Here is a 19,541-nt window from a genome sequence, read left to right as displayed (position 1 = left end):
GGCGAAATTACCATTTTCCAACCAATAATAAAAGGGAAAAACAACCGTAAACCGCAGCATGTCAATCCGCATCCAGCACCTCCAGGGTCACCAGGTCGATCTTGTTGTTGGACACCTCCAGGATTCGGAACACAAACCGGCCCAGCCGGATCTCGGAATCCTTCTTGGGAATCTCCCCGGTTTCGTTCAGGATCATCCCCCCCAGGGTCCCGTATTCGTCGCTCTCGGGGAGTTCCAGTTTGTATTGCTCATTGAGGTAGCCCACCTCGTGCCGGGCCGAAAACTTGTACTGCTTGTCGCCCAGGACTTCCTCCAGCAGGTCCGTGGAATCGTGTTCGTCCTCGATTTCCCCGAACAGTTCCTCGATAATGTCCTCCACGGTCAGGATCCCCGAGGTGCCGCCGTATTCGTCCAGGACCACCGCCATGCTCTTGCGCTTCTTGGTGAGGACGTTCAGGATATTCTGGATAAGCATCGTTTCGGGTACGAATTCCACTGGCAACAGGATGCTCTTGATGGTCTTGGGCCTTTTAAACAGCTCGTAGGAATGGATGTAGCCGATGATGTTGTCGATGGTATCCTTGAAGACCAGGATTTTGGAATACCCGGTTTCGGTAAACAGTTTTGTGACGTTTTTGGGGCTTTCGTGCAGTTCCACGGCGGTGATTTCTGTCCGGGGCACCATCACCTCCCGCGCCTTTACCTCAGAAAATTCCAGGGCGTTCTGGAAGATCTGGATCTCGGAATCCACCTCGTCTTCTTCCTCCACGGTCTCCATCTGCTCGGTAATGTAGTCCCCGAGTTCGAGCTTCGTGAACGACATCTGCACCTCGTCCCCGTCCGACCGGAACAGCAACTTGAGGATGACATCCGATATAAACATAACCCCCTCGGACAGCAGCCAGAACAGGATATAGAAAAAATAAGCCGGGACGGCCAGCAGCTTCAGCAGGGAATTCGAGTAGATCTGAAAGAGGACCTTGGGCAGGAATTCGGCGGTCACCAGGATGATCAGCGTGGAGATCACCGTCTGGGTAATCAGGGCAAAATCGGTGAGCAGCGCCTGCAAAAATGCATTGTCCGCGGGGAGCAGCTGCCCGAACCAGCCCATGAGCAACTCCCCCATATAATAGGCGTACACCACCAGGGCGATGTTGTTCCCGATAAGCATCGTGGTGATAAACTTGGAAGGCTTGGCAGTGAGCCGCGACAAGACCCCCGCCAACAGCCCCTGCTGCTTTTTCTCTATCTCGATATGGATGCGGTTGGCCGACACAAAGGCGATCTCCATCCCCGAGAAAAAGGCCGAGCAAATAAGCGAAATGACGATGATGGCTATCATACCTGGCCGGAACCGTTAGGAGTTCTCCTCATCCCGGCGCCTCTCAAAGCGCTTCCGGTACCGCCGCCTGAAGAGGAACATCCCCAGGGATACCAGGGCAAAAAACAGGAAGAGGTAGGCGCGGTTGCGGTCCACATTCCAGAATTGCCAAAGCTCGTAAGTGGCAATTATGGCAATAATCAGGTAGATGTATTCGGTGTACTTGAGGATTTTGATCATGATGGGTCTTCTTCTTCCGGCACTTCCATCTGGCCGCCGGTCTGGTGAGCGTTAAAATAGCTAAAATCCCGGTTAAAGTCCATTCCGGTCCCGTTCAGGAGCGTCCCCTCTTCCGGGTTGGTCAGGGTAAACCGGCCCTCGGTAAATATCCAGTCGTTGTTCCGGTCCCAGAAAAGCTGGTCGGCCTCCAGGCGCTTCCCGTCGTGGGTCTCCATCACCACGTGCCCCTGCAGGTCAAAAACATTCGTCTGGGCATAGATGATGGCGTAATCCGCCTCGATGGTGCTGAGCCGGCCCTGCTCGTCGTAATGCTCCACCCGCAACCCTTCCGGGAAGGTGCGGTACTGGAATTGCAGGTTGGTGAAATCCTCGCTTAAGGGGCTTCGCAAAACGGCAATAACCCGGGTGGCACTGGTATCCTGGTTGGACATGCCTTCCGGGGCTTCCGTATAGGTAAGCGAAAAGTCGTGGGATACGCCCTGGGGGTAGACGGGCTCCGCCGCCTCGTCCCCGACGCGCTTATACCGGTCTTCGCAGGCCATAACGAACATTGCCACGGCAAAAGCCATGGCAATGTACATCAAACCGGATATGTTCGGTTTCATAGAGTCTTACAAATTGGGCACCTTCACGCTGCCACCTACCCAGCAGGAGAAAGACACGGTCTTCCCGGCCATGCCGGATTGGAAAATATCCGTTTTGGACGGCGCCTTGGCACTGTAACTGGCGGCTGCCTGTTTAGCGGTGCTGCTCAGGGACGGGTCTACCCGTGCTGCCTGGCGGGCCAGGTCGGCGGCCTTCCAGTAAATGGCGCGCTTTTCAAATGTCGTACTTCCGCAGTCATTGGCGCTCGAGGCGTACAGGTTGGCTATCAACAGATAGGCCTTCCCGTTGGCGCCGTAGGCATTGATCGCCTTCTGGGCATAGCTGCGGGCCTGTGACTTGCTGAATTTCCGGGCAATGGTAGCCGCCTTATACAGGATGTCGGACTTTTTCTTGGCATTGGTTTCCAGGCCGGCTGCCTTGTCGAAATCGGCAATCGCCCCCTGGTTGTCGCCGTCCTTGGCCTTGAGGGTACCCCCGTAGAGGTACGCACTGGCCGACGGCTCAAGGGCCAGCTGGGCTTCGAACAGTTTCCGGAAGAGCGGGTCGTCCGTACATTCCTTGGAGAACATCCGGCCCACGGCGCGTTTCACCCAGGTAATATCGTCTTTCTTCTCGGCGAAGTTCTTCTCGTAGAGCGGGATCAGGTTGTCGCAATCCGCCAGGCTTCCCAGTTTGGAATCGATACTCCCGGAAATTTTTCCGTAGTTTTCAGAGTAGCTGTTGTACGCGCGGAGTTGCTGCTTTTCCTTGGAGGTCAGTGTGCCCAGCGAATCCTTCGGCAACAGCCGGTTGATCTGCGCCAGGTATTTTTCGTTCTCTTCTTCAATTTTTTCCGTCACGTCGTCGTACACGTTGAAGACCTCCTGCAATTCCTGCTTGCCCGCATTGTGCAGGTTTACCAGGGAAGAGAAATAGAGGTAGAGCGCCTTCGGGTTGTCGAAATTCTCGCGGTCCTTTTTAAAAGCATCGGAGAGCATCGCATAGAGCTCTGTGTCCGTGGCCTTTTTGTTGTCGTACAGCAAGGAGGCCTTATCGCTGGCGATTTCCGCAGGGGAATAGTTCTTGGGGAAGTATTCGGTGCTCTTGTCGTAAAGCGCCAGAAGGTCCTGGATATAACCCTCTTTTTCAGCCCCGGTGGAATTCTCGATCTTATAGTCGAGGATGCGCTCCCCATAAGAGAAATTCGCCTTGTTGATTCCCGGACAATTTTCATAAACCATCTTCCACGGGGTATAGGCCGCCTCGTAATTCTTCACCTTGGCGTGTTCCGCATAAATGGATAAATTCGTCATACATTCAGGATTCTGGGCTTGTCCGAATACCATTCCGAAGGCCCCGAAAACCGCAATGATCATCAAGTAAAAATCCTTTTTCATTTTATATGTCATTATTAGAGGGGTGGTAAATTACTAATTTTTTATCAATTAATCTGCCTCTTCCGGAACCATCTGTCCGCGAATGAGAGGCCCAGACTCACTTTGAAATAGCTTTCCCTCACCAGGCCATTCATCGTGGTGCCCCTCCTTCCGAGTTCGAATCCCAGATTCAGATTCGAAAATTCGCTTTCGGCTCCGAGGGGTAAACCTAATCCAAATGTTATGCCAAAGTTTTCGAGCGCCTTGTCATTGATGACCATCCCGGTATTGTCCAGGCGCAGTCCCGCCCGGTAGGTAACCCGGTTTAAATACGTATCGATGGAGGTGTAATCCGGCACATAGAATCCGCCAAGCGCCAAGCTGCTGGCGTTCTCGTAGACCACATTGGCCGATTCCAGGAACCGGTTCTCAAAATCGCTGAATTGCTGGATGCCGTATTCGGCCCCCACAAACCAGTGTTTGTCTTCCCCGTATCCCAGCCCCAGGGTGTAGGTGGTGGGGATCTTGATCTCGGTAAACCGCAGGTTGTCCCGGTCCAGATTTACGTCGATTCCCTCAATTTCAATCCCGGTCAGCGGGACAAAGGAGGAAATGCGCTGCCGGTTGGAGGATACCAGGTTGGTCTGCGTATTGATCCGGACCGAGGTGAACAGCGTGTGCTTGCTGCTGACCATGGGTTCCCAGGTAAGGCCGTAGTTGAAGTCGAAACCGCTGATGTCCGAGGTCCGGCTGTCCAGGGTCCCGTAGGCGATGCCGTCGGTTACCTGCACCCGGGTCAGGTCGATGCGGCCGAAGTGGAAATTCACCGTAGCCCCGATGTTCAGCCTGGGAAGGAGGCGGAACCCCGCGGAGAGGAATGCCTGGTTGATACCCCCCTCGCCCGTAAACTGGTTGGCCGTGGTGACCCCCTGCACGGTCTGGAGTTGCTCCAGGTCGTATCCCACCGAACTATACGGCTTGATCCCCAGCGCCACCCCGGCTTTCTGGGCGATAAGCGGGAATGCCAGGCCCAGGTATTCGAAATTGGAAACGGACGGGCGCTGCTGTTCGGCAAAAGTCTCCAGGCGAACCTCCTTGTGCGAAAATCCGGCGGCATAGGCAGTAAGGCCGAGCTTCCCGAGGGAGGCCGGGTTGTTTAGCTGCAGGTGGATGCTGTCCGTGTAGACGCCGAGTCCTCCCATCATCTGGTTCTCGATGCTGTTGACAGACCGAAAATCGCCAATGCCCAGGGAAGAGTAAGGAGAAAGCGTGCCGTTTTGCGCGGACGCTGAATACATCGCAATACCGATTATTGCGAGAACCAATCGTTTTACCATCTAACTTTTGTTGTATTCCAGCAGCTGGTTTAAGCCCTCCAGTAGAAAATTAGGAAGGGCAAATATGGTATTTTTTAACCGGTTAGACAAAAATTGCGCATCGCCTCCTGTTAAAATAACTGTTAAATCTGAATAGCGCGATTTATATTGGTCAATCACCCCGTCCAGCTCGAACAACAGGCCGTTTACCACCCCGCTGTGCATGCTGCTCACCGTGGCGTTCCCCACCAGGTCCAGGGGTTCTTCCGGCTCCAGCAGCGGCAGGCGCGCCGTAAAGGCGTTCAGGGCCCGGTAGCGCATCTTCAGGCCCGGGGAAATGGCCCCGCCCAGGAATTCGCCGTAATCGTTCACAAAGTCGTAGGTAATGCAGCTGCCCGCATCGATCACCAGGCAATTCTCCTTGTGGAAGCGGTAGAAGGCAGCCGTGGCCAGCGCCATGCGGTCCGCCCCCAGCGTCTGGGTGGTGGCGTAGGAATTCCGGTAGGGAAGCCGCGTGCGCGCACCCACCACATGCACCGGGCAGAACACCGTGAGCGCATCCGTATAACACTTCTCCAGGTGGCCCACCGAGGCCAGGATGGCATGGCCAATGCCCGGGTAGCTGTTGAAAAGGGATTTGATCCGGTCCGTAAAAGAATCCTCCACCGTGGTTTCCACATGCAAAAGCCGCCCCTCGCTGAAGACGCCCAGCTTGATCTGTGTATTCCCCGCATCGATGACCAGATTCATACTTCAAAGATCGGGAAATCGAAAAAAACGCCCCGCTTTTTTTCGGAATTTGTTGGTTATTCCCGGATTTGAAATTATATTTGCCCCCGCCTTTACAGGGTCCTCCGCGACCCCAAAAAAAGGCCAGCTCAAATGAGGTACCTTAGCTCAGTTGGTAGAGCAACGGACTGAAAATCCGTGTGTCCCTGGTTCGATTCCTGGAGGTACCACTTAAAGCGCCAAAACCCGCTCCGAAAGGAGTGGGTTTTTTGTTTCCTGAGACCGTTGAAAGCTTGCTTTCATAAGGGATCGGGAATCAAAAAACACCCGCTGGCACGCCAGCGGAGGGTTTTGGCATTTTCAGGCGGGGGACCGGTCAGGAACACCGAGCGACAGCGAGGTATCTCCTTCCCCCACTTCAACCAGAAACCCCAAATCCCCTATCTGCAATCAAAAGTAACCTCCTTTTCGGTAGGCGAGAGATAAACCGTATCCCGGGATTCAATGCAAATCCGCTCCTTGCGAACCTCTCTATCGAGCAGATAATTATCCGGATCTTCAGGGTCAGCCACAAAAGATTGAACGGTACAATCGCATCGTTCATATTCGTTCGGGTCGCATATAGCAGCCAGGCTGAGAACAAAAAAGCCGAGCGTGTAAGTGATGATTTTCATACCAATATAATTTTCCCTGAAACTAACTTGTTATAAACACAAAATCATTAAGTCATCGTTAAATCCTCCCCCTCTCACCCCATTTCGCACTTCAGGCAGGGGGCCAAAGGAACACCGAACGCACTGAGGTATCTCCCGGAGTACTTTGAGGTTTTCATTCAAGTTATACCATTCATATATTATTTCGATCCGTTTACGGATTCCCTTATTCTTTCCTCTGGGAGGTTTTCTATCTTTCCGATCCCCTAATTCTTCCGCGGTATCTCGCTTGGATTTCTCCTGCTTTCGACCAAACTTGTATGAGAAAGCAAATACGCCTGCCCATTTTTCTTTTGGTGATAGCTTCTGGTTTATACCTGGGCTGCACCAAAGAAGAAGATCCTGTAAAATATTCACTCTCCATTAGCATTACCCCCAAGGGTGCTGGCTCGGTCAATCCATCCGGCGGGACTTTCGATGAGGACGAACAGCTCTCAATCTCGGCAATCCCTGCCGAAGGGTATAGTTTCAGCAAATGGAGCGGTGATATAACCGGCAACTCCAACCCACTTAATTTCAGGATTACAGCTGATGTGGACCTCATTGCAGAATTTGTTCTAATCGACCTGGACGGTGACGGTGTCCCCAATGACCGGGACGAATGCCCTAATACCCCACAAGGTGAACAGGTAGATGATAAAGGATGTTCCTCATCCCAAGTCGATTCCGATGGTGATGGTGTTAGTGATGCCGATGATCTTTGTCCGGACACTCCCGAGAGCGAAAATGCTGATGAGAATGGTTGTTCTGAGTCCCAGAAAGATGACGACGGGGACGGAATTGTTAATAGCCTAGACCAATGCCCCGATACACCGGAAGGTGAAACAGTGGACGGCAATGGCTGTTCTGAGAGCCAGAAAGATGCTGATGGAGATGGAGTGGTGAATAGCCTGGACCAATGTCCGGGTACCCCTGATGGTGAAACCGTTGATGAAACTGGGTGTTCTTCATCCCAGCTCGATTCTGATGCGGATGGGGTAATTGACGAGCTTGATCAATGCTCCGATACACCGGCAGGAGCCAATGTGGATGAAAATGGGTGTGCTTCCAGTCAAAAAGATACCGACGGAGACGGAGTTACCGATGATCAGGATCAATGTGCCGATACACCTGCAGGTGAAGAAGTCGACGAGTTTGGTTGCTCAGAATCTGAAACCGATGGAGATGGTGACGGGATTACCAATGACCTGGATCAGTGCCCGGGAACACCGGAAGGGGAAAGTGTAGACGAGAATGGCTGTTCCGATAGTCAGAAAGATTCCGACGGTGATGGAGTTCAGGATCAGGATGACCTATGCCCCAATACCCCCAACGGAGCTACAGTGGACGCCAATGGATGCGCCGACTCCCAGAAAGATAGTGATAATGATGGGGTTAACGACAATAACGATGATTGCCCGAATACCCCTAACGGAGAATCAGTTGATGCCAATGGATGTTCGGACAGCCAAAAAGACTCTGATGCCGATGGCGTAACCGATGATCGGGATAATTGTTCCGGCACACCCGCCGGAGAGTCCGTGGATGCCAACGGCTGTTCGGAGAGTCAAAAGGACTCAGACAATGATGGCGTTAGCAATGACCTGGATCAATGCCCCGGAACACCAACTGGGGAAACAGTAAATTCCGAGGGGTGCTCAGAAAGTCAGATCGACGATGATGGTGATGGCGTCCCCAACAGCCAGGACCAATGTCCAGATACCGCCCCCGGATCAACAATTGATGCATATGGCTGCTCGGCTAGCCAAAATGATAATGACCCGCCCAGTATCACCTCCATCGAGGTAACCAATATTACCGAAACATCCTTCACTGTTGACTGGAGACTCAATGAAGGAAGCAAAGGATACATCCGGTTTGGGACAGCCTCCGGGGTCTATGTAGGATCAACCAATATTGAAAACAGCTTCCTCACCCGGCATATTCAAACCGTCGGAGGAAACAACCCATTTCCATTAAATCCTAACACCACCTATTACTGGCAAATCTATGTCGAAGATCAGTATGGAAACACAGAATTCTCACCGGAATATTCTACAAAAACTTTAGAAGAGGTTGGGTCGGATCAAAGGCCGTTTATAATTTCCCCTCAGTATTATGACCCTGAGGGCGTATGGGGTTGTTGCCCTGATGAAGATGGTTATACTTTTACAATACCAACCGATCCCAATTATAGCTATAATTATAAAGTCGATTGGGGTGACGGACATGTAGATACAAATGTAACAGGGGATATTAGCCATTCTTATGAGCCTGGTGAATATCGTGACGTAAAAATTACTGGGGATTTTCCTAGACTTTATTACCACGCACCTTCTTCTTATGGGTTGACCCATCGTGGGGGATATATCATAAAGCAGTGGGGAGATATTGAATGGGAAAACTTGGAGCGAGCCCTCAATTTTCCCCGTGTTTCCTTAACGGCTAGTGATGTACCCAACTTAAACAATATTAGCAGCTTAGCCCATATGTTTGATGGCACAACAATTTCAAATATTCCAAACTTTGATCAATGGGATTTAAGTAATATAACTGATTTATCCTACATGTTCCACGCATCTAATTTCAATCAAAATATTTCTTATCTGGATGTCAGCAATGTTTCGAACATGTCTGGAATGTTTTCTGGTGGGAGTCGAAACACAGGTGGTATAGGAGGTAGCGACTGGGTTCGAAACCCATTTAATCAGGACATTTCTAATTGGGACGTAAGCAACGTCACGGATATGTCCAATATGTTCTCAGCAAGTGATTTTAATCAAGACATTTCATCATGGAATGTTAGTAAAGTAACCGATATGTCTGGAATGTTTTATGCAAGTACTTTCAACCAGAATATTTCAAACTGGGATGTTTCTCAAGTGACAAGTATGGCTGGTATGTTTCAAGGTTTTGATAATATTTCAACAGGGCAAAATGTCTCAAACTTTGATCAAAATATATCAAGTTGGAATGTTTCAAAAGTCAAAGACATGCAATCTATGTTTGCCAATGCGGTAGTATTTAATCAAGATTTAAGTAGTTGGGATGTTATGGAGGTCACTAATTGTACTGGATTTAGTGCAAATACCCCATCATGGAATCAAGCAAAACCAAATCTGGTAAATTGTGGTGATATAAATGCTGACCCCGGATATTAACATTTAGCTATTTTCTTTTATTTCTTCCTTTTTGATAAATGCCATTTGATGCAAATTGAATTAAAGTTGAATTCTTCCGAATATAAATACATCTTATCACCCAAAACCCCCCTCTCACCCCATTTCCCCTACACTTCATCGAAAATTCCGCCCTCCCGGCAGGTTTGGCCCGGCTCTGGATTGTTTCCTAATCAAAACCCTCAAATACTATCGTTATGGAAACTGTATCTCTTATCCGCGAAATCTACCAGGAAGCCTTCCGCAACCTGGGAAACTATATCGTACGCAACTACCTGAAGCTGTTTGCCTGGTTCAGCCTGGCGATGTTCTTTGTAGTGCTTTACGCCTTTATCTTCAGGCTGGCCACCGGATTCGCCTTTGACTAACCTGCAGAAACACCTGCCGGAAGGAGCCGGATTCTTCCTATCTTTCGGGGAAATTCAACACCCTTGAAAGCATTCGATATCCACTCCGAACCCCAGGAGATCTCCGCCTTCCTGTCCGGCCTGGGCTGGCTGGAAGACGGGGAGTCGGTCCGTGAAGTTTCCCGGGCCGGGGAAGGCAATATGAACGTGGTCCTGCGGCTTGCCACCACCGGCCGGTCCCTGATATTAAAGCAGTCCCGTCCGTATGTGCAAAAATACCCGGACATCCCGGCCCCCTTAGGGCGGATCCGGACGGAATACCGCTTTTACCGGGAAGTGCAGGGGGCGGGCATCCAAGACCACCTGCCGGCCATATACGGCTTTCACGAGCCGTCCCACCTCCTGTTGATGGAAGACCTGGGCAAGGCGGAAGACATGACCTTCCTCTACCGGACCCGGCAACCCGACGCGGAAACGTTGCAGGCCCTGGCCGGAGCCCTGGCCCGGATCCACGCCTGTACGCTCCCTGCGGACTACCCGGACAACCTGGAACTCCGCCAACTCAACCACCAGCATATCTTTGTCCTGCCCTTCCGGGAGGATAACGGCTTTTCCCTGGACGACGTTCAGCCCGGCCTCGCCGCCCTGGCGGCCCCTTACCTAAACGACCAGGCGCTGATTCGCAACATTACTGAACTCGGCGAGCGCTACCTCAGCGAGGGCGACACGCTGCTCCACGGCGACTACTACCCCGGCAGTTGGCTGCAGGCTGATGGCAAGGCGTACATCATCGACCCGGAATTCAGCTTTGCGGGCTTCCCCGAATTCGACCTGGGAGTGATGGCAGCCCATCTGGTGATGGCCACCAATGATCCGGACGCATGGCGCCGGGTGCTGGACTTGTATCCGAACCCCGCTGACCCCCAGCTCACGGGGCGGGTAGCCGGCACGGAAATCCTGCGCAGGCTGATCGGCCTGGCCCAGCTTCCCCTGGAACGTTCCCTGGACGAAAAACGCAACCTTCTGGAGACGGCCCGCAAACTCGTACTCTATGGAAACTAAAACCTGCACTACTCCCCGGTTGGCCTTATACACGCTCACGGCCCTGCTGGCACTGGCCGCCTGCAAAACGGAGCCTTCCCGCGAGACGGATATCCCGTCCCCAATCAAATCTTCCTATGGGAGTACGATAGGCCTGCCGGATTCCCTGGGATATTACGACAAGGTGCTCGGCGCCCTGGCGGGGTCGGCCATTGGCGATGCCATGGGGGCCTCCACCGAGATGTGGCACCGGGAGGATATCCGAAAGACCTATGGCTATGTACAGGGGATTACCCCGGCCATCCGCCCCCAGTCGCCCGAAGGGACCTGGGACCACAACCTCCAGGCAGGGGCCACCACGGACGACACCCGGTGGAAAGCCCTGATGGCAGGCTACATCGGGGAAAACCGCAACGAACTGGCCCCCCGGGCATTTGCCCGCATGCTCACGGATTATTACGAAGCCGCGGTATCGGATCTGGGGGATGAATCCCTGCTGGAGTCCACGGATGCCATCGACAGCACCCTGGAACGCGTGGACTGGATCCGGGAATGGGCCCGCGTTGCCCAGGCCTACCAGGCGGGACCGGATTCCTACAACCTGGCCCGCGACCGGTTTTACGGGGGCGACCTGACCTGCGCCGGCATGCTCTATACCCCGGCCCTGGGCCTGGTGGCGGAAAACCCGGAAGCTGCCTACCGTCTGGCTTATGACCACGCCCTGTTCGATCTGGGATACGCCCGGGACATCTCGGCCCTGGTAGCGGCCATGACCCGGATGGCGATGAATACCAGCCAGACGGATTCCCTGCTAAACACCGCGGTATTCATTGACCCGTATCGCTTTGAGGACAGCCGGCTCGTGGGGCGGATTTCCCTGACACTGGCTCTTTCCGCTCGGAACTACGTCAAGCGGGCGCGGTTGCTGCGGCCCCTGCCGAAAGACTTTTCCAGGGATTCCCTCCTGAGACTCGTGCCCACGGGCTATCCGGAGGGCCCGGAGGGCTGGCGGCAGCAGGAATTTATCTATTCCAACCTAGAACGCGACCAGAAGGCCCACGCCTTCCACGCCGGGGAAATCTGGCAGATCCTGATCGCCAGCCTGGAATTCGGCCAGGGCGACTTTATGAAAACCATGCAGTTTATTGTCAACTACGGCAGGGATAACGACACGGTTGCCGCCGTTGCAGGGATGATCCTCGGGGCCCAGCTGGGGTTTGAAGCGCTGCCGGAGCGGGAACGCCAACTCGTGCTGCGGTTTAGCCGGGATCAACTGGGTATGGACCTGGAGGCGATGGCGCGGGAAATCTGCGGGCTCGATGCCGGGTGGCGCCCCGCTACGCCCAAACCGGGGCCGTCCGGGTAGCCAGGATGCGATGGACCAGTTCCCGGGTCTGGTCCGGGTAATCCATCCGGAGCCGTTTGTCCGACATCACCCAGGCCTGCAACCGGGGCAGTTCCCTGGCCGACAGGCCGGCGAGTACCGGTACACCCATGGCTTTCAGGGCAGCGGCATTGCATTGCTGTTCCAACTGCGCCCGCATGGGGATGACACAGAGTTTTTTTCCCATAAAAAGGGCTTCGGACGGGGTTTCGAACCCGGCGGCGCTCAAGACTCCCCGGCAGGAGGTAATACTCTCCAAAAAGGCCTGGTTGGACACAGGCTGAATCGAAACGTTTCCGAAACGGTAGGCGTGGTGACTGTGTTTGGAAAATACCTGCCAGCTAACCGAGGGAATCTCGGAAAGAACGCGGAGAATCCGGCTGTCTGAATAGGCAGGGAGGTAAACCGTGTAATGGCCGGAATCCGAAAGCGTTGCATGGCGGATGCCGTTGCGGATGACCGGGGTATACATATCCGGTTCATAGGCCTTGAAATGGAAACCGAACTGCCGGGATACCGGTGCATACCGGGAAAGGACGAAACGTCCGATGCGGTCTGGCTTTTCCGGCTGGGGAGCCGCAGCCGAAAGGACGGCTGCCTGGTGGCTGACCCCCCAGCAGGGAACCCCCCGAAGCTTGCAGGCCCAGGCCGATACCGGCTCAAAGTCATTGAGGACCAGGTCGTAGTCCGCTACCGGCAACTGGCGGATTTCCCGTTGAAGCCGCATGGAATTGGCCTTGAGGTAGGTCCGCCAAAAATCCACTCCACCCTGTTTCCCGAAAATAAAACTCAGGCCGCGGAAACGGAATTTAACCGGGTACGGAAGCGGGATGTCTGCCTGGGTCCCGCTCACGAGCAAATCCAGGGATACCCCCTGGCGCAGCAATTCCGGAACAATGGCCCGGGCCCGGCTCAAATGGCCATTTCCGGTTCCCTGTATGGCGTAAAGGATGCGCATCAATACTTATTCTGCCATGAGTTCCCGAAGGAGTTCGGCATGGGTTTGAGGGTGTTCAAAGGCCGCAGGGGCATCGGAACCCTCCCGGGCGCGTTCCTGCATCCGCACGTCATCTTCGTACCGGTAGATCCTCCAGGCACCCTGGTCGTATTCCAGGCAGCTCAGGTTCTCAACCCAATCCCCCGAATTCAGGTAAACCACCGAACCTTCCGACGCCTCGATCCGCCGGATAACCGGTTGGTGGATATGCCCGCATACCACATAGTCATACGCGTTCTCTACGGCGATTTCGGCTGCAGTAAGCTCAAAATTATCGATGAATTTAATGGCCGACTTGACGCTGTTCTTGATTCGTTTGGACATGGAGAGTTTTCCGTAGCCCATATTCAGGCTCACATAATTCACCCCGCGGTTCAACAGGATCAAGGCGTCATACCCAATGGCCCCCAACCGAGCGAGCCACTTGGAGTGTTGCATGGTAATATCGAATACATCCCCGTGGAAAAACCAGGCGCGCCTGCCGTCCAACTCCAGCACCACCTTATTGACTACCCGGAAGTTCCCCAGGGACGACCCGGCAAATTTTCGAAGCATCTCGTCGTGGTTACCCGTTACGTAATACACCTCAACCCCCCTGGAAACCCAGTCCACGAGTTGCCGGATTACCTTCATGTGAGCCGGGGGCCAGTACCGCTTGGAGAATTGCCAGATATCGATGATATCCCCATTGAGGATCACCCGGGACGGGCGGATGGATTTCATGTAGGCGAGCAGCTCGGTTGCGTGGCACCCGTACGTCCCCAGGTGTACATCGGAAATGACGACGAGCTCGACGTCTCTTTTAGCCATAGAACATATTTGGATAACTTCAATATTCCCAATTTAACATAAACAGGATGTCAATAAGGGATTATTAAAAAGTTTCGGGTCCTTTAAGGTTTTGAAACCAGCGCGCCTGATCCGTTGGCAATTCCCCGGGAATTCCTCCCAACCCTTTACAATTCCACAACCTAAGTTTCACGCCCCCGTAATACGCCTCAATCAAAAAACCGGGATATTTGGGTCTCATTCAATTGCTAAGCCAGAATTGAGTTAGTTTGGTTAAACCGGTGCCGGGAGGCATCGGTTTTTTTCTGCCCGTTATTCTATCCGAATTTTTGTCCGAATTTCTGTCCGCCCGGATGGTTTACGGAGAATCCCACTTTCCGGCTGCGATCCTGCATTTCACCGATGAAATCCTCCAAAGGCCGAAGCAGGGGGCATTGACAGGGCACCGGCCAACTGCGGCAATTCCCGTTGAATTACAACTTCCCTGCAATTAATCGAGAGAAATCCGTCGAAAATCCAGAATGCCGGGAATTCCGCTGAAAACTTTTAAGCTTTGTCTCAACCAAATTTTAATCCGTAATAGCCTATTTTATGAAAACAGTTTTACTCCTGAAAGAAATATACCTGGAAGCTTTTAAGAACCTCGGAAACATGATCGTGCGCAATTATTTCCGGATTTTTGCCTGGTTCAGTTTCGCCATGTTCCTCGTGGTCCTATATGCCTTTTTATTCCGCCTCTGGACGGGATTCCCCTTTGACTAGGTTACCGGGACCCGCAGCCTGAACACCTGCCGGGATTTCCATAATGCTTTTACGGGAACACTATATGATTATGAAACACAATTTGTACCTGGGGAAATTGTTCCGGTTTGGGACGTTCCTCTACCGAAACCGCACGCCGATCCTCTTCTGGCTCTACATCCTTGCGATGATGGCCTACGCCTACCGCTGGATGCCGGAATAAGGCAACCCGGACCCCCGGCGAAGGTGGTCCTTTTCGGGAAGAATTCAACCGGGAAGACTTCATTTTCCCAAAGAATAACCAGTATATTTGATTCGCTTAAAATAACTGCTCCCCCGTAGGGAAGCAGTAAAAAATCGAATGGCTGGTGTCCCGAAACTCCGAACAGGCGCTGCTTGTATTTACCCGCAACCCCGAACGGGGCAAATGTAAGACCCGACTGGCTGCAACGGTCGGGGACGACGCCGCATTGCGTATCTATACCTTCCTCCTCCGGCATACGGCCGCCGTGTGCACCGGCCTGCCGGACACCGATAAATTCGTCTATTACAGTGAATACCTGGGCGACGGCAAACTCTGGGACCCCGCGGTTTTTAAACCCCGGCTCCAGGAGGGCCCGGACCTGGGCGCGCGTATGGAACACGCCTTCCGCACCGCATTTGACGCCGGGTACCAACGGGTGGTACTCATTGGCAGCGACCTGTACGACCTGGGCACCGGCGACCTCTCACGCGCCTTTGACGCGCTGCAGGATGCTCCCGTGGTCATCGGGCCTGCCACGGACGGCGGCTACTATCTGATGGGCCTGACCGGGCCGATGCCCCAACTCTTCCGCGGTATGGCCTGGGGGACGGACACCGTATTGCCCAACACGATGGATGCCCTTGGGAAAATCCGGCCGCACCTGCTCGATTTCCGAAACGATGTGGATTACTACGAAGACATTGCCGGCATCCCCGCCTTTGAACCCTTTTTAAAAGATCACGCTACCAATGACGGAAAAACAACTCGATAAATCCGTAGCCTACCTGAAGGACCGGGGCTTCGACAACCCGGAAATCGGCATTGTGCTCGGCAGCGGCCTTGGCCGGATGGCCGATGAACTGGAAGACTCCCGCGTTGCCCATTACCACAACATCCCGAATTTCCCGCTCGCCACGGTGGAGTTTCACAGCGGGAAACTGTTTTGCGGAACCATCCACGGAAAAAAGGTGGTGGTGATGCAGGGGCGGTTCCACCTGTACGAGGGCTATGACTTTTTCGACATCACCTACCCGATCCGGGTCATGGAGCGGCTGGGTATCCGCAAACTCCTGATCTCAAATGCGGCAGGGGCCGTCAACCTGGATTTCCAGAAGGGCGACTTGATGCTGATCACCGACCATATCAACCTGCAGGGAGGTTCCCCCCTGGCCTTTAAAAACGTCGCGGATTTCGGGGAGCGGTTTGTCGATATGAGCTGCCCATACGACCGGGAGATGCAGGGTCGGATCCGGGAGATTGCCAAAGGTACTGATTGCGTCTTGCGGGAAGGGGTGTATGCCGCCGTTTTCGGGCCCCAGCTCGAAACGCGGGCCGAATACCGCATGCTGGGCCGCCTGGGGGCAGATGCCGTGGGGATGAGCACCGTGCCCGAGGTCATTGTGGCCAACCACCTGAAACTGCCGGTAGCCGCCATTTCCGTGATCACCGATTTGGGAGACCCGGACAACCTGGAGCCCGTTAATGTTACGGAGATCCTGGCCGTTGCCGCCCGGGCCGAACCCGGCCTGGTACGGATCATGAAAGAACTGATCCGGGAAATTTAAACGGCGGGGACGGATAGCATCTTTTTTGTACGCCAGGCACAGAATAGCATCGAGCCCTTGTAAGGAAATACCGGGGATTGCTACCAAGACAGAAATACGAAACCCGGTTCGGATATGCACACCTGCTTTTCCGCAGTCGGCAAACCCCCTTCCTATGAGCTATTTGAAAGCGACCAACGAATTGTACCGTGAAGCTGCCCTGACCCCGGATGTGGGCCTGTGCTGCACAACAAACCCCATCTGGCAACTCCCCGGCCTGACTGTGCCGAAAATCATGCAGGAAATGAATTACGGTTGCGGGAGTACCGTCAATGCCAAAGACCTCGCGGGCAATCCCAAAATCCTCTATGTGGGTGTCGGCGGGGGGATGGAACTCCTCCAGTTTGCCTATTTTGCCCGACAGCCGGGCGGGGTGATCGGGGTGGATGTGGTCGATGAAATGCTGGAGGCCTCCCGCGCCAATTTCCAGGTAGCAGCGGCTGAAAATTCCTGGTTTGACCCCCGCTTTGTGGAACTGGTGAAAGGGGATGCCCTGAACCTGCCGGTGGCCGACGAATCCGTTGATGTGGCCGCCCAGAATTGCCTGTTCAATATCTTCAAAGAGGAAGATCTGCGGTTAGCTGTTGCCGAGATGTACCGCGTGCTGAAACCCCGAGGCCGTTTGGTTATGAGCGACCCGGTTTGCGATACACCCCTGAGCCAAACCCTTCGCAACGACGACCGCCTCCGGGCACTCTGCCTTAGTGGGAGCATCCCTGTATACGATTATATACGCGTACTGACGAATGCCGGCTTTGGCACCATCGAGGTTCGGGCACGGCGACTGTACCGGGTCCTGAGCCCGAACCACTATCCGGTAGACCGGCTGATCCCGATCGAATCTATCGAAGTGGCCGCCATCAAGGATCCCATGCCCGAAGACGGCCCCTGCGTATTTACGGGAAAAACCGCCATATATTATGGCAACCAAAAAGTATACGACGACGGGAAGGGCCATGTGCTTGTGCAAAACCAGCCGCTGGCTGTTTGCGATAAAACCGCCGCTGCACTGGCCCTTGAAAATGCGGAAATCCACGTGAGCGATAGCACCTGGCACTATACCGGCGGTGGCTGTTGCTGACCCATCGGACCGCATCCGCCTGGGAAGACCCGGCCCCACTGAACCTTTGGCGCCACTCTTGCGTAGATAAATTAAACCCGCAATAAAATGAAACGCGTACTCCTGTTCCTGCCCATCCTGGCCCTGGCCATAACTTTTGTTTCCGGCCGCCCGGCCACCGGGGCCCCCGGATACCCGGACCCGCCCGGACACGAAGCGTGGAACAAACTGGTCGGCCAGCATGTTTATCCGAACGGCACGGTAAACTACAACGGTTTTGCCCGGGACCGGGAAGTTCTCGACAGCTACATAAGTACCCTGGAAAAAACCCCGCCCGCCGGCGCCTGGAGTCGTGAGGAAAAACTGGCCTACTACATCAACCTCTACAATGCGGCCACCATCCGGCTCATCCTGGATCATTTCCCCATTGAGAGCATCATGCGGATCGGGAACCCCTGGGGGCAGAACATCCTCAACATCGGGGGGGTGGCCTACAACCTCAACAACATCGAACACGACATCCTCCGGAAGATGGGGGAGCCCCGGATCCATTTTGCCATCAATTGTGCCTCTACGTCCTGCCCGGTATTGCAACCCTTTGCTTTTACGGCGGATAAGATGGAGTCCCAGCTGGACCGGGCCGCACGGGAATTTATCAACGACCCCGGCCGGAATGCGATCGGCGGGGACAAAGCCGAGCTGTCAAAAATATTCAAATGGTACAAAGAGGATTTTACGGAATCGCACGGCAGCCTGGTGGCCTACCTGAACCAGTATCTGGAAGAACCGCTTCCCGAAGGTGCAAAAATCGGATACCTGGCCTACGACTGGTCCCTGAACCGGCCCTGATTTTCCGGTTTTCCCGATTTGCCCTCAGGGCCGGGGAAGCCACCTAGCGGTCCTCGTAATCGGCCAGGATTCCCTCGCATATCCAGTTGGCCAAAGCCTGCCGGTTGTCCGGGTCCAGAATCCGGCGCTGGTCGCGGGTGTTGCGGATATTGCCAATCTCGATAAACGCGGTTGCCGGCAGGGTGTTTTTTACCAGGTAGAGCGTGCTCCGGTCTTCAAAGGTGCCTGTATAGGTCCGGCCCGGCTGGTAATACGCGTATTTTTCCTGGAAGGTCTTGTGGATGTGCTCGGCAAGTTTCTTGCCGCTACGGCTCTTGTTGTGGTGGTAGAAGAACACGTCGATATTCTGCCCTTTGCTCCGGCTGTCCACATGGGTAACAATCAGGCGCTGGTGCTTCCCGCGGTTCTCGAGATAGAGGTTGTTCACCGCCTCCACGCGCTGTTTCAGCCGCGCCAGCTGGTTGAGCGGGATGGCCTGGTCCGGGAGGGCCACTTCGTCCGTATCCATTTCCAAAACGCGGGCGTCCCGGATGCCGTCGTCCGGGTCGCGGATGATGATATGCACCGTTGCGCCGTGGGCCAGGAGCTTCCGCGCCAGGCGCAGGGTTACGTCATAAGCGTATTCGTCCTCGGAAATCAGCTTGCCGTTGTACTTGGTCATCGCCCCGGGGTCCGGGCCGCCGTGGCCGGATACCAGGTAGAATACAGCCCCTTCCAGGCGGGAGCTCTCCGGCGGGACCTCGGCGTATTGTTCCCCGAAAATATCGTATCGCGCAAACGTGGGGACTTCAGCCGCCTCCTCTTCCGGGGATGGTATGGGGATCAGGTAGGTAGTCCCTTCGTACAGGCTGGCACCCTCGCCGAGGCGGGGTTCGTTCAGCGCGATAAAATCCTCGATGTGCCGGGCGGGATCGGCCCCGTGCTTGCGCAAAAGGGAAAAGATGCCGTCGCCGGGTTCGGCCACGACCTGCAGCGTGTCCTGGGCATGGGACGGCAGCCCGACCAGCCATGAGATACCTGCCATAAAACCAAGAAACGGACCCCTCA

20 protein-coding genes and 1 tRNA gene are annotated in these 19,541 nt (G+C 54.3%); 11 read left to right on the top strand and 10 right to left on the bottom strand.

What is annotated here, in order from left to right:
* Nucleotides 1–61 precede the first annotated feature (61 nt).
* From RB2501_RS05415 to RB2501_RS05390, 6 genes are read right to left on the bottom strand one after another with little or no spacing between them, the layout of a single operon-like run.
* The gene (locus RB2501_RS05415) at nucleotides 62–1,342 is read right to left on the bottom strand and encodes a hemolysin family protein (RefSeq protein WP_083760688.1); all 1,281 of its coding nucleotides are present in this window, start codon (nucleotides 1,340–1,342) and stop codon (nucleotides 62–64) included.
* Between the two features lie 15 nt (nucleotides 1,343–1,357).
* On the bottom strand, nucleotides 1,358–1,561 hold the full coding sequence (locus RB2501_RS05410) for a hypothetical protein (protein ID WP_015753752.1): 204 nt from the start codon (nucleotides 1,559–1,561) through the stop codon (nucleotides 1,358–1,360).
* Nucleotides 1,558–2,166: an LPS export ABC transporter periplasmic protein LptC gene (gene lptC / locus RB2501_RS05405; RefSeq protein WP_015753751.1), complete on the bottom strand. Its 609-nt coding sequence runs from the start codon at nucleotides 2,164–2,166 to the stop codon at nucleotides 1,558–1,560. The genes RB2501_RS05410 and lptC overlap by 4 nt, the downstream gene beginning before the upstream one ends.
* A gap of 6 nt (nucleotides 2,167–2,172) precedes the next feature.
* Nucleotides 2,173–3,543, bottom strand: a complete 1,371-nt coding sequence (locus RB2501_RS05400; protein ID WP_015753750.1) for a tetratricopeptide repeat protein — start codon at nucleotides 3,541–3,543, stop codon at nucleotides 2,173–2,175.
* Nucleotides 3,544–3,587: 44 nt separating this feature from the next.
* Nucleotides 3,588–4,820 carry a hypothetical protein gene (locus RB2501_RS05395; protein WP_238528110.1) on the bottom strand — a complete coding sequence of 411 codons (1,233 nt, stop codon included), beginning with the start codon at nucleotides 4,818–4,820 and terminating at the stop codon, nucleotides 3,588–3,590.
* Between the two features lie 39 nt (nucleotides 4,821–4,859).
* The gene (locus RB2501_RS05390) at nucleotides 4,860–5,588 is read right to left on the bottom strand and encodes a type III pantothenate kinase (protein ID WP_015753748.1); all 729 of its coding nucleotides are present in this window, start codon (nucleotides 5,586–5,588) and stop codon (nucleotides 4,860–4,862) included.
* Between the two features lie 136 nt (nucleotides 5,589–5,724).
* Here RB2501_RS05390 and RB2501_RS05385 point away from each other — a divergent pair.
* Nucleotides 5,725–5,797: transfer RNA gene (locus RB2501_RS05385), tRNA-Phe, on the top strand.
* 210 nt (nucleotides 5,798–6,007) lie between these two features.
* On the opposite strand, the gene RB2501_RS05380 is transcribed toward RB2501_RS05385, so the two are convergent.
* A complete protein-coding gene (locus RB2501_RS05380) occupies nucleotides 6,008–6,241 on the bottom strand; it encodes a hypothetical protein (protein ID WP_015753747.1) in 234 nt (77 codons plus the stop codon).
* A gap of 299 nt (nucleotides 6,242–6,540) precedes the next feature.
* Here RB2501_RS05380 and RB2501_RS16480 point away from each other — a divergent pair, with 299 nt between their 5' ends.
* The 4 genes from RB2501_RS16480 (at nucleotide 6,541) to RB2501_RS05365 (ending at nucleotide 12,192) form a co-directional block, all read left to right on the top strand.
* Nucleotides 6,541–9,420, top strand: coding sequence for a BspA family leucine-rich repeat surface protein (locus RB2501_RS16480; RefSeq protein ID WP_015753746.1), 2,880 nt, complete (start codon nucleotides 6,541–6,543; stop codon nucleotides 9,418–9,420).
* A 215-nt stretch (nucleotides 9,421–9,635) separates the two neighbouring features.
* A complete protein-coding gene (locus RB2501_RS16210; protein ID WP_015753745.1) occupies nucleotides 9,636–9,806 on the top strand; it encodes a DUF6747 family protein in 171 nt (56 codons plus the stop codon).
* 63 nt (nucleotides 9,807–9,869) lie between these two features.
* Complete coding sequence (locus RB2501_RS05370) at nucleotides 9,870–10,847, top strand: phosphotransferase (RefSeq protein ID WP_015753744.1); 978 nt, start codon at nucleotides 9,870–9,872, stop codon at nucleotides 10,845–10,847.
* On the top strand, nucleotides 10,837–12,192 hold the full coding sequence (locus RB2501_RS05365; RefSeq protein ID WP_148214296.1) for an ADP-ribosylglycohydrolase family protein: 1,356 nt from the start codon (nucleotides 10,837–10,839) through the stop codon (nucleotides 12,190–12,192). Before RB2501_RS05370 ends, RB2501_RS05365 begins: the two co-directional genes overlap by 11 nt.
* Here the strand turns inward: RB2501_RS05365 and RB2501_RS05360 are convergent.
* Nucleotides 12,164–13,168, bottom strand: a complete 1,005-nt coding sequence (locus RB2501_RS05360; RefSeq protein ID WP_015753742.1) for a glycosyltransferase family protein — start codon at nucleotides 13,166–13,168, stop codon at nucleotides 12,164–12,166. The genes RB2501_RS05365 and RB2501_RS05360 overlap by 29 nt on opposite strands.
* Before the next feature lie 6 nt (nucleotides 13,169–13,174).
* Nucleotides 13,175–14,017 (bottom strand): UDP-2,3-diacylglucosamine diphosphatase, encoded by an 843-nt coding sequence (locus RB2501_RS05355; protein WP_015753741.1) that lies wholly within the window; start codon nucleotides 14,015–14,017, stop codon nucleotides 13,175–13,177.
* A gap of 570 nt (nucleotides 14,018–14,587) precedes the next feature.
* Here RB2501_RS05355 and RB2501_RS16205 point away from each other — a divergent pair.
* The 6 genes from RB2501_RS16205 to RB2501_RS05330 all read left to right on the top strand — a co-directional run bounded on the left by RB2501_RS16205 (nucleotide 14,588) and on the right by RB2501_RS05330 (nucleotide 18,494).
* Nucleotides 14,588–14,758, top strand: a complete 171-nt coding sequence (locus RB2501_RS16205; protein ID WP_015753739.1) for a DUF6747 family protein — start codon at nucleotides 14,588–14,590, stop codon at nucleotides 14,756–14,758.
* 70 nt (nucleotides 14,759–14,828) lie between these two features.
* Nucleotides 14,829–14,960: a hypothetical protein gene (locus RB2501_RS16435; RefSeq protein ID WP_262500409.1), complete on the top strand. Its 132-nt coding sequence runs from the start codon at nucleotides 14,829–14,831 to the stop codon at nucleotides 14,958–14,960.
* Between the two features lie 145 nt (nucleotides 14,961–15,105).
* The gene (locus RB2501_RS05345; RefSeq protein WP_015753737.1) at nucleotides 15,106–15,753 is read left to right on the top strand and encodes a TIGR04282 family arsenosugar biosynthesis glycosyltransferase; all 648 of its coding nucleotides are present in this window, start codon (nucleotides 15,106–15,108) and stop codon (nucleotides 15,751–15,753) included.
* Nucleotides 15,731–16,546 carry a purine-nucleoside phosphorylase gene (locus RB2501_RS05340; RefSeq protein WP_015753736.1) on the top strand — a complete coding sequence of 272 codons (816 nt, stop codon included), beginning with the start codon at nucleotides 15,731–15,733 and terminating at the stop codon, nucleotides 16,544–16,546. The genes RB2501_RS05345 and RB2501_RS05340 overlap by 23 nt, the downstream gene beginning before the upstream one ends.
* Before the next feature lie 154 nt (nucleotides 16,547–16,700).
* On the top strand, nucleotides 16,701–17,666 hold the full coding sequence (arsM, locus tag RB2501_RS05335) for an arsenosugar biosynthesis arsenite methyltransferase ArsM (protein ID WP_015753735.1): 966 nt from the start codon (nucleotides 16,701–16,703) through the stop codon (nucleotides 17,664–17,666).
* Nucleotides 17,667–17,753: 87 nt separating this feature from the next.
* Entirely contained in the window at nucleotides 17,754–18,494 is a 741-nt protein-coding gene (locus RB2501_RS05330; RefSeq protein ID WP_015753734.1) for a DUF547 domain-containing protein, read from the top strand.
* A 43-nt stretch (nucleotides 18,495–18,537) separates the two neighbouring features.
* On the opposite strand, the gene RB2501_RS05325 is transcribed toward RB2501_RS05330, so the two are convergent.
* Nucleotides 18,538–19,518, bottom strand: a complete 981-nt coding sequence (locus RB2501_RS05325; protein ID WP_238528109.1) for an N-acetylmuramoyl-L-alanine amidase family protein — start codon at nucleotides 19,516–19,518, stop codon at nucleotides 18,538–18,540.
* Nucleotides 19,519–19,541: the final 23 nt, after the last annotated feature.

Origin of the sequence: Robiginitalea biformata HTCC2501 (genome assembly GCF_000024125.1) — a bacterium.
GTDB lineage: Bacteria > Bacteroidota > Bacteroidia > Flavobacteriales > Flavobacteriaceae > Robiginitalea > Robiginitalea biformata.
This window is presented reverse-complemented; position numbering and strand designations above follow the sequence as displayed.